Here is a 13252-nt window from a genome sequence, read left to right on the forward strand (position 1 = left end):
GATCGTCCGGCTTGCGCTCGCTCAGCCGACATTCAGCCAGCCGAGGCGGACCGGGAAGCCTTCGCCGCCGAGCAGGTTGACGGTCTCGTAGAGCGGCAGGCCGACCACGCCGGTATAGGAGCCGACGAGCTTGACCACGAAGGAGCCGGCAATCCCCTGGATGGCATAGGCCCCGGCCTTGCCGCGCCATTCGCCCGAGGCTAGGTAGTTCTCGATATCCTCGTTCGAGAGCCGCTTGAAGCGCAGCCGCGTCTCGACGATGCGCTCGCGGATCGTGCCGGACGGCGTCGCTAGCGCGACACCGGTATAGACGCGGTGCGCCCGGCCGGAGAGCAGGCGCAGGCAGGCGGCCGCCTCGTCGACGATCTCGGCCTTGGGCAGGATGCGCCGGCCGACCGCGACAACGGTGTCGGCAGCGAGGATATAGGCGCCTTCGAGATCGGGCCGACCTTTCAGCCCGGCGAGCCCGGCCTCGGCCTTGGCGCGGGCGAGCCGGCGGGCGAGGTCACGCGGGCGCTCGCTCTTGAGCGGGCTCTCGTCAAGATCGGAGGGCAGCAGCGCGTCGGGCTTGAGGCCGGCCTGTTCGAGCAGGGCCAGGCGCCGCGGCGAGGCCGAGGCCAGGACCAGTTTCGGGCGCCAGCCCGGCGGCTTCTGGGAGCTGAAGAGATTCAAGTGTCGGCTCGCTGCGCGTCCGGGACGGTTTCCCGCAAGGCTTTAGAGCCAGTTGCGGAATATCCCAAGCCCTCTCCTCGGGAGCCGGCCCCCCGGTTGTCCTGCCGTTCGCGCATGGGGTGGCTGCATCTCCTGTGCAATGCGTAGAATTTGAGCGTCGCAATGCATGGTTCCGGATTGCACTAATCCGTTTAGCTTGCCACATCAGACAAGCGGGCGTGGCGGCGACCCGCAAGGCTCGGCCTACACGGCCCCCTTCTCGTCACCGGAGAGCTTTCGCCATGGCGTCACGAACTGGATCTGCCTCGACCGTCGCGCTGGCGGCGGACGCGCAAAGCGTCCTCGCCCAGATGGTCGCGATGCAGGTCGATGCCGGGCTCACCATCGCCATGCGGATGCCGATCCTGGCCAAGGGCGCGCTCGGCGACGCCAGGGGCCAGCGCGAGGCCAGCAAGGCCGTGGTCGAGAAGGCCGCGGCCATGGCCGAGAGCGGCTTCGCCATCGGCCACGCCGCAACGCTGTTCTGGTGGAGCATGGCGTTCAACCCGCTGACCCCGAACGGGCTCGGCGAAGCGACGGCCAAGGCCGTCCACAGCACGCTGGAGCCGTTCTCGCGGCGTACCCGCGCCAATGCCAGCCGGCTGTCGAAGCGCCGTTAAGCCTTAGGTTCGAAGCCCGTCCCAAGCACCGGCTCGGCAACCGTCGGCAGCGCTGCCGTGGCGTCGTACTCGCGCTCCAGCTTGCGATAGCGCGCGACGCTGACCGGGATCAGCGCGAGATAGGCGGCGACGACCAGCGCCAGCATCTCGAACGGATAGGCGAAGAGCAGGCCGGCGACGACGACGACGGCGACGAAGATCGGTAGCACCTGGTCGCGTGGAACGCGGGTGCCGAGCGTCTTGCCGGCATAGCAGGGGATGCGCGAGATCGTCAGGAAAGCGATGAACAGGATGTAGAGGCCGACGAAGGGAGCGCCATACTCCCTCACCGGCATGCCGACGAACTCCAGATAGAACGGCAGCATGGCGGTGATCGCGCCGGCCGGGGCCGGCATGCCGACGAAGAAGTTCTTCTGCCATTCCGGCCGGTTCGGATCGTCGATCATCACGTTGAAGCGCGCCAGCCTGAGCGCCATGGCGCAGGCCAGCGTCAGCACGATGATCCAGCCGAAGGAGCGCAGATCGTGCAGAACGAAGGTCCAGAGCACGAAACCGGTGGCGACGCCGAAGCAGACGAAATCCGAGAGCGAATCGAGCTCGGCACCAAACCGCGAGGTGCCCTTGAGCAGGCGCGCGAGGCGCCCGTCGATGCCATCGAGCAGGGCTGCGACGAGGATGCAGATCGTCGCCGATTCGAACTTGCCGTCGACGGCGAGACGCATCGCGGTCAGGCCGAGGCAGAGGGCGATCAGCGTCACGACATTGGGCGCGATCAGCCGGAACGGGATCGCCTTGAAGCGGGTGCGCTTCGATTCGACGCGCTCGGGTTCGAAAGGCGGAAAGAGGTCGCTCATATCAGCGGGAATACGCGGTTTTCAGGTGGGAGGCTAGGTGTGCTGCACGACGCAGAACCCCTCTCCTGGAAGGAGAGGGGCAGGGGTGAGGTGTTCGGACTGAAAACGTTGGCCCTAGCTCTACCGGGCAGTCGGCGCTCGCAGACAAGGCCAATCAAAACAAACTTTGAGGACGCTCCGCGTCGGGACCGGACCATCCCCAATCGCGGAACATCTCTCTATATGAGTCCAAATCAAACGTCTCGTCAGCTCGCGGCTCGCCCAAGAGCGAGTAACCATACCCGTATTGAACAAGACGCTGTCCATACTGTCCTAAATCGTTAGAATCTCGAAAGATCAGCATTCCATTCTGATCGCCAAGATTGCGGATACGCGCAACGGTCACAACGCGATGCCCCCCCCAACATCGACAACAAACGCGAAATCCGCGTGAAGTCCAAGTGCTTCGCAGGCTTGTGATATCCAGCTTTCAAGCGTTGTCATGACCGTTGGGCAGAGCCTATCAAATCCCCCGGAACGCCCGGCCGATGTCGTTGCCCGAGAAATCCGCCAGCACGGTCTCGCCGGCGATCGCGGTCTGGCCCTCGCCGACCAGCGGGACGACGCCCTGCGGCAGGTAGACGTCGACGCGCGAGCCGAAGCGGATCAGGCCGAAGCGCTCGCCCTGCCCAAGCGGATCGCCCTCCTTGACGAAGGGCACGATGCGGCGAGCGATCAGCCCGGCGATCTGGACGACCGCGATGGTGCCGGCCGGCGTCTCGATTGCCAGCGCGTTGCGCTCATTGTCCTCGCTCGCCTTGTCGAGTTCGGCGTTGAGGAAGAGGCCCGGCGTATAGGCCATCTTGAGCAGGCGGCCGGCGACCGGGCTGCGGTTCACATGGCAGTCGAAGACGTTCATGAACACCGAGATGCGCGTCATCGGCTCGGCCGGCAACTCCAGCTCCGGCGGCGGCACGGCGGTGGCGATCTGGCTGATGCGGCCATCAGCCGGCGAGATCACCAGCCCCTCGCGCTGCGGCACGATACGCACGGGATCGCGGAAGAAATAGCAGATCCACAGCGTGATCAGCGTGCCGATCCAGCCGAAGGGCCCCCAGAGCTGGCCGAGCACGAGCGTCGCCACCACGCCGATGGCGATGAAGACATAGCCTTCCTTGTGGATCGGTACGATCGTCCGGCGGACGGAGTCGACGAGAGACATGGGCGTTAGTCCTGTTGCTCTTGTTGGCGCGGCGCGCGCATCTGGCAGCGCCTTCGCGGCCGGGTTGAGGCCGCAAGACGGCGAAGCTTTTAGGCTTTTGCGGGCTTTTGCGAAAGAGGCGCAGGGATGGCGCGACAATCAATCCCCGTGCACTTTGCCGATGGCGGTTGCCCTAGCCCACTACTTGCGCCGCTGCCCTGCCCGCGACCCGCCCCGAGAAGATGCAGCCGCCGAGGAAGGTGCCCTCCAGCGCACGATAGCCGTGCAAGCCGCCGCCGCCGAAGCCGGCGGCCTCGCCGACCGCGTAGAGCCCGGGCACCGGCTCGCCGTCCTGCCCCAGCACGCGGGCCGAGAGATCGGTCATCAGTCCGCCCAGCGATTTGCGCGTCAGGATGTTGAGGCGGACTGCCACCAGCGGGCCATGAGCCGGATCGAGGATGCGATGCGGCTTGGCCGTGCGGATTAGCCGGTCGCCGATATAGGCGCGGGCGCCGCGCAGCGCGGTGACCTGCAAGTCCTTGCCATAGGGATTGTCGGCATCGCGGTCACGCGCTTCGATCTGCGCCCGCAGATGTGCTTCGTCGATCAAACCGGCACCGCCGAGCGCGTTCATCCGGGAGACCAGCCGCGAAAAATCAGTCTCGACGATGAAATCCTCGCCCTTGTCCAAGAAGGCCTGGACCGGCGCCGGCATGCCGGCCCGGGCGCGCTGGATCACCTGGCGCCAGCTCTTGCCGGTGAGGTCGGGGTTCTGCTCGGAGCCCGACAGCGCGAACTCCTTGGCGACGACGCTGCGACTGGTGACGAACCAGGAATGGTCGAAGCCGGTCTTGCGCAGATGCTCCAGTGTTCCCAGCGTGTCGAAGCCGGGAAAGAGCGGCACCGGCAGGCGGTTGCCGCGGGCATCAAACCAGAGCGAGGACGGACCGGGCAGGATGCGGATCGCATGCGCCGGCCAGATCGGCGCCCAGTTGGCGATGCCCTCGACATAGTGCCACATCCGGTCGCCATTGATCAGCTGGCCGCCAGCGGTCTCGGCAATGGCGAGCATGGCGCCGTCGACATGGGCCGGCACGCCGGACAGCATCCGCCTAGGTGGCTCGCCGAGACGCTGTGGCCAGTTGCGGCGGACAAGCTCGTGATTGCCGCCGATGCCGCCGGAGGCGACGATCACCGCCTGCGCCTTGATGGCGAAGCTGCCGGTCACAGCGCGCGAGCTCGCCTGCCCGCGATCGATTGCGCTGTCCTCCAGCACCTCGCCCTCAACGCTATCGATGGCGCCGCCGCTGCGCGTCAGGCTGGTGACGCGATGGCGGAAGCGCAACTCGATCAGCCCTTTCGCCTCAGCCTCCGCGACGCGGCGCAGGAAGGGCTCGAGCACGCCCGGGCCCGTACCCCAGGTGACGTGGAAGCGCGGCACCGAATTGCCATGGCCGGTGGCGAGATAGCCGCCGCGCTCGGCCCAGCCGACAACCGGGAACCAGCGCATGCCCTGCGCATAGAGCCAGCTGCGCTTCTCGCCCGCGGCGAAATCGAGATAGGCGTCGGCCCATGCCTTCGGCCAATGGTCTTTCTGCCGGTCGAAGCCGGCCGAGCCGAACCAGTCCTGTCGGGCGAGGTCGAGCGAATCCCGGATACGCAGCCGGCGCTGCTCGGGGGAATCGATCAGGAAGAGCCCGCCGAAGGACCAATGCGCCTGCCCGCCGAGGCAAGCCCGCGGCTCCTGCTCGACGATGACCACCTTCCGGCCGGCATCGGCCAGCTCAGCGGCAGCGACGAGGCCGGCAAGGCCCGCGCCGACGATGACCACATCCGCCTCGAGCGCCATGCCCCTCCCCGCCGCCGGATTCCCGTTGCGGTTGAGCTTGCCGAGAAATCGCCGGACCGCAAGGGCGCCGTTCGATCGACGATCCGGGCCCCCGCGAAATGGCCGCCGTCTTAAGGAGATCGCGCGCCTGTCCGCTGAAACTCCTAAATATTTGCCGCGAAATGGTCACGAAAGACTTCGGAACGCTTCGCCTCCGCAGCGGTTGAATCCCCAGGACACATCATCAATCCAAGGAGGATGAGGATGAACCCGCTGAAGATTGGCTTGGTCGCTGGTGCGCTCGCACTGTCGTCGGTCGCGGCTGTGGCGCAGGGCGTCGACCTGCGGCCGGAGAACAGCATTCCGAAATATGAGCGCGGGCCGACAAGCAACGACAACGCGCCCTATCGCGGCGGTACCTACAAGCCGGACGATTATCGCCAGGGCTATGACCGGCGCGGCTATGACGGCGTTCGCTACGACGCGATCACCCAGCGTGAAGCGATTCGGATCGCGCGGCGCAATGGTGTCGCCGAGGTGGAGCAGGCACGCTGGAGTGGTAATGCCTGGGTGATCGATGGCGCCGACAGGCGCGGCGATGACCTCCGCGTCGAGATCAACCGGCGCGGCGAAGTGGTCGATATCGACCGCAACTGAGGCAGGGATCAGAAGACCAACATGGTGAGAACCTGGGCGACCTTCGGGCCGCCCTTTTTTATGCCGCCCTCGCCACCGTCACGCCGGCGCCAAAACGCCGCGCCGCGAGCAGGGTCAGGATCAGGAAGACGATCAGCGCCAGCACCTGGGCGATCGCGAAGGGCGGCTCGCTCTGCGTCGGAGCCAGATCGTGCAGGACGTTCACCTTGAGGAAGAGCTGGGCGATCAGCACGAAGATCAGCAGGTAGAACGAGAGCACCGCGGTGATCGCGTAGATCCGCCGCCAGACATCGCGCAGGGCGAAGGCGTAAAGCGCCAGCCCCGCAAGCGCGAGCAGCACCAGCGAGACTGCGCCGACGATATGCGAGGGCAGCACCCTGTCGAAGGGGAAGGCGTAACCGGTGGCGCTCGCCGCGAAGGCGGTCGAGAGATAGATGCCGTTCCAGCGCGGGCTGAGATGACCCTTCAGCAAGGCCATCGTCATCGGAAAGCCGGCGACGATCGCGATCAGGCTCAGCCAGGTATGGAAGCCAACCAGTGTGGTTGGATCGAGCACGAACATGGCAAAGCCCCCCGCTTCAACCGCAGCGAGCCCACAGCCAGGCTCTGCAAGCCATACTGCCAATCGCGGGGCGTGCTGGCGAGAGGCTTATGGAAAAGTTCTCAACTGAACGGCTCCGCAGCCGCGGCCTGCGCGGCAGGTGCAGGAGAGCGCTGCTGCCGGGCTGTAGCGAAGTAGGAGCCGGCGAGGATCAGCAGGAAGCCGACGAGCAGGGCCGAAGAGAGCGGCTCGCCGAGCACGAGCACTCCGAGCAACACTGCCACGGCGGGATTGAGATAGGCGATCACGGTCGCTCGCGCGGCGCCGACCTCGGCGATGAGCGCAAACAGCAACTGGAAGGCCAGGGCCGTGCAGAAGACGGCCAGGGCGATCACGGCGAGCGATGCATCCAGCGGAAAACGCGCCGGCCAATAGGCCGGAACGAAAGGCAGATAGATCACGGAAGCGACTATGAGCGAGGCGACGACCACGGCACCATCGTCCGCGTCGGCGAGCTTGCGCGCCACGATGATCGGGCCGGCTGCATAGCCGAGCGCGCTCGCGGCCAAGGCCAGCACCGGCCAGAGCTGGACCGGCCGCTCGTCGAAGCCGAGCAGCGCGACGACCCCGGCAAGGCCGAGCCCAAGGCCGATGAGCCGCCCCGCCCCGAGCCGCTCCTGCGAGAGAACGACGCCGAGGATCGCCGCGATGATCGGCGTCAGCGCGATGATCAGGCCGGCGAGCGAGCTCGTGACCTGCGTCTCGGCGAAGCCGATCAGGAACCAGGGCCCGCTGATCTCGGCGAGGGTGAACAGGATCAGCCAACCCGGCTTGCGGAAACCCGCCATGATGCCCTTGCCGCGCAAAGCGAAAGGCAGCAGCACCAGTGCGCCGATGGCGGCGCGGCCGAAGGCGACGATGACCGGATGATAATCGGCGACGGCGATCCGGATCAGCAGATAGGGCACGCCCCAGATCACGCCGAGGGCGAGGAACAGGAGCCAGGCTTTCCGGCTCATGCCAGCGTGCCTTTCCGGAACAGCGCGGTCAGCCAGCGGCCGTCGCGGCCCTCGAACGAATGCGACCAGTGCAAGCCGAGGCCGAGTGCGGCGAGAATGGCGACGATCTCGGAACGCGGCCACAGGGCGACGTAATACGCGTTGCCCTTCGAGCCGATTTCGGCGCTCTCGCCCTGCCCTTCCCGAAGCGCGAGCAGGAAGACGCCGCCATCGCGGATCGCCTCGGCGATCCTGGCGAAGACCGAAGGCAGGATTTCGCGCTCGACGTGCTGGAGCACGTGCAGGGCCACGACGCCGTCATAGGGGCCGCCGAGCGGATCACGGATGACGTCGAGGAGCTCGGCTCGGCGGCCGCGCCCTGCCTGCAACTGCACGAAGGACTCCGCTCCGTCGGTGCGCCTGACGGCGAGCCCCCTCTCCTCGAGCCAGTCGGCATCCCAACCCGGGCCGGAGCCGATCTCGAGCAGATGACTGCCCGGCGGGACGAGCTTCAGCAGCTCGACCAGCGCAGGCTGATCGTCCGCCTCCGGCTTGGGCGCCGTCGTGTCCGCATAGTCGTCGGCGCAGCCCTCATAGCCGGCGAGGGTCGAGCTGTTGGAAGCCGAGCGGCTCGCTTCTCCCCCCTGCCTGGGCGCATCCGCTGCAGTCATGCCCCGCTCCCATTGCCGTTGCGCTCCAGCGGAATCCAGATCTGCAGGCCACCGAGCCCGGTGCCCGGATCGAAGGCGTCGTTGTGGAATTCGAGCACGGGGCCGTTCGCCGCATCGAGCCCGGCGGCGGGCAGCGCCTCGTTCCAGATCGCCGTGTAGGTGTCGAAGATCGTCGAGACGTGGTCGCGGTGGTCGAAAACGGCATAAGTCCGAGGTTCGGTCTCCAGATAGGCCAGCGGCTTTCGCGGCGGAGCGGCCGAGAGCACCTCGGTGGCGCACATATATTCGAAGCAGCCATCCTCATCGGGCGCGCGGCAGACACCAATCGGTATGCCCGGAGCCTTGTCGGCGATGTCGGCATAGTGGTCGCACATGAACGCCTGCCACTGCGCGGGTATGCCGATCGCCGATTCGTAGGAACATGGGGCGGACAGGCCGACGAGACGCAGCCGACCGAGCTCCCGTACGGTCGGAACCGGCGTTCGCGCGCGTCCGTTCGTCAATCGCAGCGGTGCGACGAGGCCGAGCCTGTCGGTACTGCCGCTGTTGCGCACCTCCTCCGGCGTGGTGCCGAACTGATCGCGAAAGGCGCGGGTGAAGGCTTCGTGCGAGCCGTAGCCGAATTCGAGCGCGACCGAGAGGATGTCGGGAGCTCCGGCGGCTAAGCGCTTGGCGGCCTCGCTCAGCCGCCGTGCCCGCAGATAGGCCATCACCGGCCGGCCGCTCGCCGTTCCGAAGGCATTGGCGAGGTGCGAGCGCGAGACGTTGCAGGCCGCCGCGATCGAGCCCAGCGTCAGTTCCCGGCTGGAATTGCGCTCCATCACCCAAAGCGCCTTGTCGGCAAGCGACATGCCCCGGCTCCTCCCCTGAGAGCCCCGTGCATATCATCCGCTTCAGCCGATCGCTTGATCGATCGTCCACAACCGACAGCTGGGACAGCTACCGCGCGCCCCTCTTTTCTTGCCGCAATTCAGCAACCAGCTGAAGGCGGGGCGTCGTGCAGCCAAAGGACCGTCATGAACATCGCCATAGATCATGCCGAGCTCGCAACCGAAGGCCTCGCTGAGACGCGCCAATCGCCCTTGAGGCTGTTCGCCGCGATCCTGCGCAATCCGCTGACGGCGCTACCGCCGGAGATCTTCCGGGAGCGTCTCGTGCTGTCCAGCGTTGCGGGACGGCAGAGCCTCTACGTCTGCGACCCGCCACTGATCCAGGAGGCGCTCGTAAAGAACGCCGCCTCGCTCGACAAAGGCGAGATTGCCCGCAAGGTGCTGGGGCCGGCACTCGGCGACGGCCTGCTCACGGCGGAAGGAGCGCATTGGCGCTGGCAGCGGCAGTCGGTCGCCACAGGCTTCCAGCATGAAAAGCTTCTGGGCTTCCTGCCGGCGATGATTGGCGCAGCCGAGGCGACCTGCGCACGCTGGCACATGGCGAGCAAGCCGCTCGACATCGGCCATGAGATGATGCGCACCACCTTCGAGATCATCGTCGATACGATGCTATCGGGGCACGCCGGCCTCGATGTCGGCAAGATCGAGCGCGCCATCTCCGATTATCTGGAACCGACGAGTTTCGTCTTCGCCTACAGCGTTTTCGGCCTGCCGAACTGGGTTCCCTATCCGGGCCGCGCCCGAGCTCGGGCCGCCATCACCTATCTGCGCGAAAGTATCGGCGATCTCGTCGCCGCGCGGCGTGCCGCAGGCGCCCGCCACAGTGACCTTCTCGATATGCTGCTCGAGGCGAGCGATCCCGAGACGGGCCGCGCCATGCGCGATTCCGAAGTCGTCGACAACCTGCTCACCTTCATCACCGCCGGCCACGAGACGACGGCACTAGGCCTCGCCTGGACACTGCATCTGCTCAGCGCGCATCGCGAGGTCGAGCAGCAGGTGCGGGACGAAATCGCGGCGGTGACGCAAGGCGGGCCGCTAACGCCCTCGCATGTCACGCAACTGAGCTTCACCAAGGCCGTCTTCCAGGAAGCGATGCGGCTTTATCCACCGGCGCCGGTGATCACCCGGCAGGTCGTGAAGCCCTTCCGTCTCGGCGGGCTCTCGCTTGGCGAAGGCACGGTTCTGTATGTCCCGATCCAGGCTGTCCATCGGCACGAACGGCTGTGGGACGAGCCGGAGCGGTTCGATCCCCGCCGCTTCCTGCCCGAGGCCGCCCGTACGCGGCATCGCTACGCCTATCTGCCCTTCGGCGCCGGCCCGCGCATCTGCATCGGCAGCGCCTTCGCCACGATGGAAGCGGTCGCGATCCTGGCCGTTCTCCTGCCGGCGCTGAAGCTCTCGCCGATATCCGACGCCGCGCCCGAGCCCTCACTCAAGATCACGCTGAGGCCACGCCGACCGATGCTGATGATGGCAGAGCAGCGCAAAGCGGCGTGAGCAGCGAGGCGATCACTGCGTCAAGCTGACCCTGACGCTCTCGCCCTCCTCCTGCGTCGCCCGCTGCAGCGTCGCCTTGGCCTCGTCAACCTGGCGCTGGCGGTTCCAGAGCGCGGCGTAGACGCCGGCGGCGGCGAGCAGCTCGCGATGATGGCCGCGCTCGACGATCAAACCCTTGTCGAGCACAATGATCTCGTCGGCATTGACCACGGTCGAAAGCCTGTGGGCGATCACCAGCGTGGTGCGGCCCTCGCTGACCCGGTCGAGGGCATCCTGGATCTCCTTCTCGGTGAAGGAATCGAGCGCCGAGGTCGCCTCGTCCAGCACCAGCACCGGCGGCCCCTTCAGGATTGTCCGGGCGATGGCGACGCGCTGCTTCTCGCCGCCCGAGAGCTTCAGGCCGCGCTCACCGACCGAGGTCTGGTAGCCTTCCGGCAGCGATTTGATGAAGCGGTCGATCTGGGCGAGGCGCGCTGCGTCCTCGATCTCGGCCTGCGTCGCTTCGGGGCGGCCATAGCGCAGATTGTATTCGATGGTGTCGTTGAACAGCACCGTGTCCTGCGGGACCATGCCGATCGCCGAGCGCAGGCTGACCTGCTGGACCTCGGCGATATCCTGGCCGTCGATCAGGATGCGGCCGGCTTGCGGCTCGTAGAAGCGGAAAAGCAGGCGCGAGATCGTCGACTTGCCGGCGCCCGACGGGCCAACGATCGCGACAGTCCTGCCGGCCGGTACTTCGAAGGAGATGCCGCGCAGGATCGGCCGCTCCGGCACATAGGCGAAATGGACATCCTCGAAGGTGACGGTGCCGGCGCGGACGTCGAGCGGGAGAGCACCCGGCTTGTCCTGGATCTCCGGATCGCGGCCGATCAGCGAGAACATCTGCTCGATGTCGAGCGTCGCCTGCTTGATCTCGCGATAGACGGTGCCCATGAAATTCAGGGGGATGTAGAGCTGGATCAGCATGGCGTTGATCAGCACGAAGTCGCCGACGGTGTTGGTGCCGGCCTGGAAGCCGCGCACGCACATCACCATCGAGATGGTGAGGCCCGCCGCGAAGATCGCAGCCTGGCCGAAATTCAGCCAGGCGAGCGAGGTGTAGGCCTTGATCGAGTTGCGCTCATAGCGCGCCATCGAGACATCGTAGCGGGCGGTCTCGCGCGCCTCGGCGCCGAAATACTTCACCGTCTCGTAATTGAGCAGCGAGTCGATCGCCTTGGCGTTGGCGTCAGTGTCGGACTCATTCATCTGGGCGCGGATGGCGATGCGCCATTCGGTGGCCTTGATGGTGTAGGCCATGTAGCCGACCACCATCACGACCAGCACCACAACATAGCGCCAGTCGAACAGCCAGAGCAGCACGCTGATGATCAGCGTGACCTCGATGATCACCGGCACGAGCTGGTTGAGGCCGAGGCGGACCATCTCCTCGATGCCGTTGCGGCCGCGCTCAAGCACGCGGGTGAGCCCGCCGGTCTTGCGCTCGAGATGGAAGCGCAGCGAGAGATGGTGGAGATGGCCGAAGGTCTGCAGCGCCAGCGTCCTGACCGCATGCATGAAGACCGGCGCGAAGATCGCGTCGCGCAACTGCACGAAGGCGGCCGAGCCGACACGGGCGAAGCCGTAGATCACGGTCAGCGCAAGCGGCGCCCCGACCAGGAAGGGCAACCAGTTCGACAGCGAGGTCGGGTTGTTGGCGAGCGCATCCGTCGCCCATTTGAAGGTGAAGGGCACGCCCATCAGCACCAGCCGGCCGATCACCAGCAGCACGAAGGCGGCGACGACACGCTGGCGCAGATCGGCCCGCTCCGGCGGCCAGAGATAGGGCCAAAGCGCCTGGAACGTGGCGATGAAGCCGGAGCCGGGCTGGAGCACGGCGGCGCGCGCGAGGGGCGCCGGGACCGGCGTGGCAGGCGATGACATTGAAATGCTTCCAAATGGAACCGCCGATATAGGCGGATTCTCCGGGGAATGCAGGGGGTGGGAGGAGAAATTGCCAAAGTTGCTTGTGCGATGACGGCGACAGCGAGAACAACCTTGTCATCCCGGACGCAGCGCAGCGGAGATCTGGGATCCATTCCCGAGCCTTTCCGAAAGAGATTCCGGAATGGGTCCCGGGTCTCCCTTCGGTCGCCCGGGATGACTCGCGCTTAATTTTGAAGCCGATCAGGGCGCGGCGGCGCCATTCTGCCAAATGATATCGGCCCGCCGGCTGTTCTCGACCACCAGCCGCGCATTGGGCAGATCGTTGCCCTCGACCCAGGCCCGCGCTGCCGTCTCGCTGCGGCCGAGATCGATCCAGCGCGTCAGCAGCCGGCGCTCCAATTCGGCCATCGGCACATCGATGAAGATCGTCAGGTCGAAGAGTGGTGCGAGCTCCGACCAGGGCGCCCGGTCGAGCAAGAGGTAGTTGCCCTCGACCAGCACGAAACGCGCATCGGCCGAGATGATCGCCGCACCGGCGCGAGCAAGATCGGCCTGCCGATCAAAGAGCGGCACCGCCACATCCCCCTCGCCCGACCGAATGCGCCGCAGCGTCGCTTTGAGCCCGGCGCAGTCGAAGGTTTGCGGGGCGCCCTTGCGATGGCGCAGCCCCATCGCACCGAGCACTGCATTGTCGAAATGGAAGCCGTCCATCGGCACCAGCGCTGCCATGCCAGCCGGCAGCGCTGCGATAAGCCGCTCGCTCAACGTCGATTTACCGGCCCCCGGAGGCCCGGCGAGAGCGATAACGATACGCTGCCCATCACGCGCCTGCTCGACGATCCGGGCGGCGATGCTTTCGGTAGTCTGCATGAGCCT

Annotated in this window: 13 protein-coding genes; 3 read left to right on the forward strand and 10 right to left on the reverse strand. The window is 66.5% G+C overall.

The genetic code is table 11. The annotated features are described in order from the left end of the window. Positions 1 to 21: 21 nt before the first annotated feature. Complete coding sequence (locus tag AC1DS0_RS15910) at positions 22 to 672, reverse strand: Maf-like protein (protein WP_476815272.1); 651 nt, start codon at positions 670 to 672, stop codon at positions 22 to 24. Positions 673 to 953: 281 nt separating this feature from the next. Here AC1DS0_RS15910 and AC1DS0_RS15915 point away from each other — a divergent pair, with 281 nt between their 5' ends. Further along, positions 954 to 1331: a hypothetical protein gene (locus AC1DS0_RS15915; protein ID WP_476815273.1), complete on the forward strand. Its 378-nt coding sequence runs from the start codon at positions 954 to 956 to the stop codon at positions 1329 to 1331. On the opposite strand, the gene AC1DS0_RS15920 is transcribed toward AC1DS0_RS15915, so the two are convergent. The 3 genes from AC1DS0_RS15920 to AC1DS0_RS15930 all read right to left on the reverse strand — a co-directional run bounded on the left by AC1DS0_RS15920 (position 1328) and on the right by AC1DS0_RS15930 (position 5214). Beyond that, positions 1328 to 2185 (reverse strand): CDP-alcohol phosphatidyltransferase family protein, encoded by an 858-nt coding sequence (locus tag AC1DS0_RS15920; RefSeq protein ID WP_476815274.1) that lies wholly within the window; start codon positions 2183 to 2185, stop codon positions 1328 to 1330. The two genes, AC1DS0_RS15915 and AC1DS0_RS15920, sit on opposite strands and share 4 nt — an antisense overlap. 502 nt (positions 2186 to 2687) lie before the next feature. Then, positions 2688 to 3434: a phosphatidylserine decarboxylase gene (locus AC1DS0_RS15925; protein ID WP_476815508.1), complete on the reverse strand. Its 747-nt coding sequence runs from the start codon at positions 3432 to 3434 to the stop codon at positions 2688 to 2690. 124 nt (positions 3435 to 3558) lie between these two features. Beyond that, a complete protein-coding gene (locus tag AC1DS0_RS15930) occupies positions 3559 to 5214 on the reverse strand; it encodes an FAD-binding dehydrogenase (RefSeq protein ID WP_476815275.1) in 1656 nt (551 codons plus the stop codon). A 243-nt stretch (positions 5215 to 5457) separates the two neighbouring features. Between AC1DS0_RS15930 and AC1DS0_RS15935 the strand changes: the two genes are divergently transcribed. Then, positions 5458 to 5850: a hypothetical protein gene (locus tag AC1DS0_RS15935; protein ID WP_476815276.1), complete on the forward strand. Its 393-nt coding sequence runs from the start codon at positions 5458 to 5460 to the stop codon at positions 5848 to 5850. Positions 5851 to 5908: 58 nt separating this feature from the next. On the opposite strand, the gene AC1DS0_RS15940 is transcribed toward AC1DS0_RS15935, so the two are convergent. The 4 genes from AC1DS0_RS15940 to AC1DS0_RS15955 form a co-directional block, all read right to left on the reverse strand. Next, positions 5909 to 6412, reverse strand: a complete 504-nt coding sequence (locus tag AC1DS0_RS15940; RefSeq protein ID WP_476815277.1) for a hypothetical protein — start codon at positions 6410 to 6412, stop codon at positions 5909 to 5911. 101 nt (positions 6413 to 6513) lie between these two features. Further along, the gene (locus tag AC1DS0_RS15945) at positions 6514 to 7410 is read right to left on the reverse strand and encodes a DMT family transporter (RefSeq protein WP_476815278.1); all 897 of its coding nucleotides are present in this window, start codon (positions 7408 to 7410) and stop codon (positions 6514 to 6516) included. After that, the gene (locus AC1DS0_RS15950; protein ID WP_476815279.1) at positions 7407 to 8060 is read right to left on the reverse strand and encodes an SAM-dependent methyltransferase; all 654 of its coding nucleotides are present in this window, start codon (positions 8058 to 8060) and stop codon (positions 7407 to 7409) included. The genes AC1DS0_RS15945 and AC1DS0_RS15950 overlap by 4 nt, the downstream gene beginning before the upstream one ends. Next, positions 8057 to 8911 (reverse strand): AraC family transcriptional regulator, encoded by an 855-nt coding sequence (locus AC1DS0_RS15955; RefSeq protein WP_476815280.1) that lies wholly within the window; start codon positions 8909 to 8911, stop codon positions 8057 to 8059. The genes AC1DS0_RS15950 and AC1DS0_RS15955 overlap by 4 nt, the downstream gene beginning before the upstream one ends. Before the next feature lie 165 nt (positions 8912 to 9076). Here AC1DS0_RS15955 and AC1DS0_RS15960 point away from each other — a divergent pair, with 165 nt between their 5' ends. After that, positions 9077 to 10450: a cytochrome P450 gene (locus AC1DS0_RS15960; protein ID WP_476815281.1), complete on the forward strand. Its 1374-nt coding sequence runs from the start codon at positions 9077 to 9079 to the stop codon at positions 10448 to 10450. 12 nt (positions 10451 to 10462) lie between these two features. Here AC1DS0_RS15960 and AC1DS0_RS15965 read toward each other — a convergent pair whose 3' ends face one another. Both AC1DS0_RS15965 and AC1DS0_RS15970 read right to left on the reverse strand, forming a co-directional pair. Beyond that, the gene (locus AC1DS0_RS15965; protein WP_476815282.1) at positions 10463 to 12373 is read right to left on the reverse strand and encodes an ABCB family ABC transporter ATP-binding protein/permease; all 1911 of its coding nucleotides are present in this window, start codon (positions 12371 to 12373) and stop codon (positions 10463 to 10465) included. A 243-nt stretch (positions 12374 to 12616) separates the two neighbouring features. After that, positions 12617 to 13246, reverse strand: a complete 630-nt coding sequence (locus AC1DS0_RS15970; RefSeq protein WP_476815283.1) for a nucleoside triphosphate hydrolase — start codon at positions 13244 to 13246, stop codon at positions 12617 to 12619. Between the last annotated feature and the right edge of the window lie 6 nt (positions 13247 to 13252).

Source organism: Allobosea sp. P4_H5 (genome assembly GCF_056400825.1).

Bases quoted from the DNA above. Each gene is read 5' to 3' on its own strand.
- AC1DS0_RS15915 (WP_476815273.1), top strand. From the start codon at position 954: ATGGCGTCACGAACTGGATCTGCCTCGACCGTCGCGCTGGCGGCGGAC.
- AC1DS0_RS15955 (WP_476815280.1), bottom strand. From the start codon at position 8,911: ATGTCGCTTGCCGACAAGGCGCTTTGGGTGATGGAGCGCAATTCCAGC.
- AC1DS0_RS15920 (WP_476815274.1), bottom strand. From the start codon at position 2,185: ATGAGCGACCTCTTTCCGCCTTTCGAACCCGAGCGCGTCGAATCGAAG.
- AC1DS0_RS15940 (WP_476815277.1), bottom strand. From the start codon at position 6,412: ATGTTCGTGCTCGATCCAACCACACTGGTTGGCTTCCATACCTGGCTG.
- AC1DS0_RS15970 (WP_476815283.1), bottom strand. From the start codon at position 13,246: ATGCAGACTACCGAAAGCATCGCCGCCCGGATCGTCGAGCAGGCGCGT.
- AC1DS0_RS15945 (WP_476815278.1), bottom strand. From the start codon at position 7,410: ATGAGCCGGAAAGCCTGGCTCCTGTTCCTCGCCCTCGGCGTGATCTGG.
- AC1DS0_RS15930 (WP_476815275.1), bottom strand. From the start codon at position 5,214: ATGGCGCTCGAGGCGGATGTGGTCATCGTCGGCGCGGGCCTTGCCGGC.
- AC1DS0_RS15950 (WP_476815279.1), bottom strand. From the start codon at position 8,060: ATGACTGCAGCGGATGCGCCCAGGCAGGGGGGAGAAGCGAGCCGCTCG.
- AC1DS0_RS15935 (WP_476815276.1), top strand. From the start codon at position 5,458: ATGAACCCGCTGAAGATTGGCTTGGTCGCTGGTGCGCTCGCACTGTCG.
- AC1DS0_RS15960 (WP_476815281.1), top strand. From the start codon at position 9,077: ATGAACATCGCCATAGATCATGCCGAGCTCGCAACCGAAGGCCTCGCT.
- AC1DS0_RS15965 (WP_476815282.1), bottom strand. From the start codon at position 12,373: ATGTCATCGCCTGCCACGCCGGTCCCGGCGCCCCTCGCGCGCGCCGCC.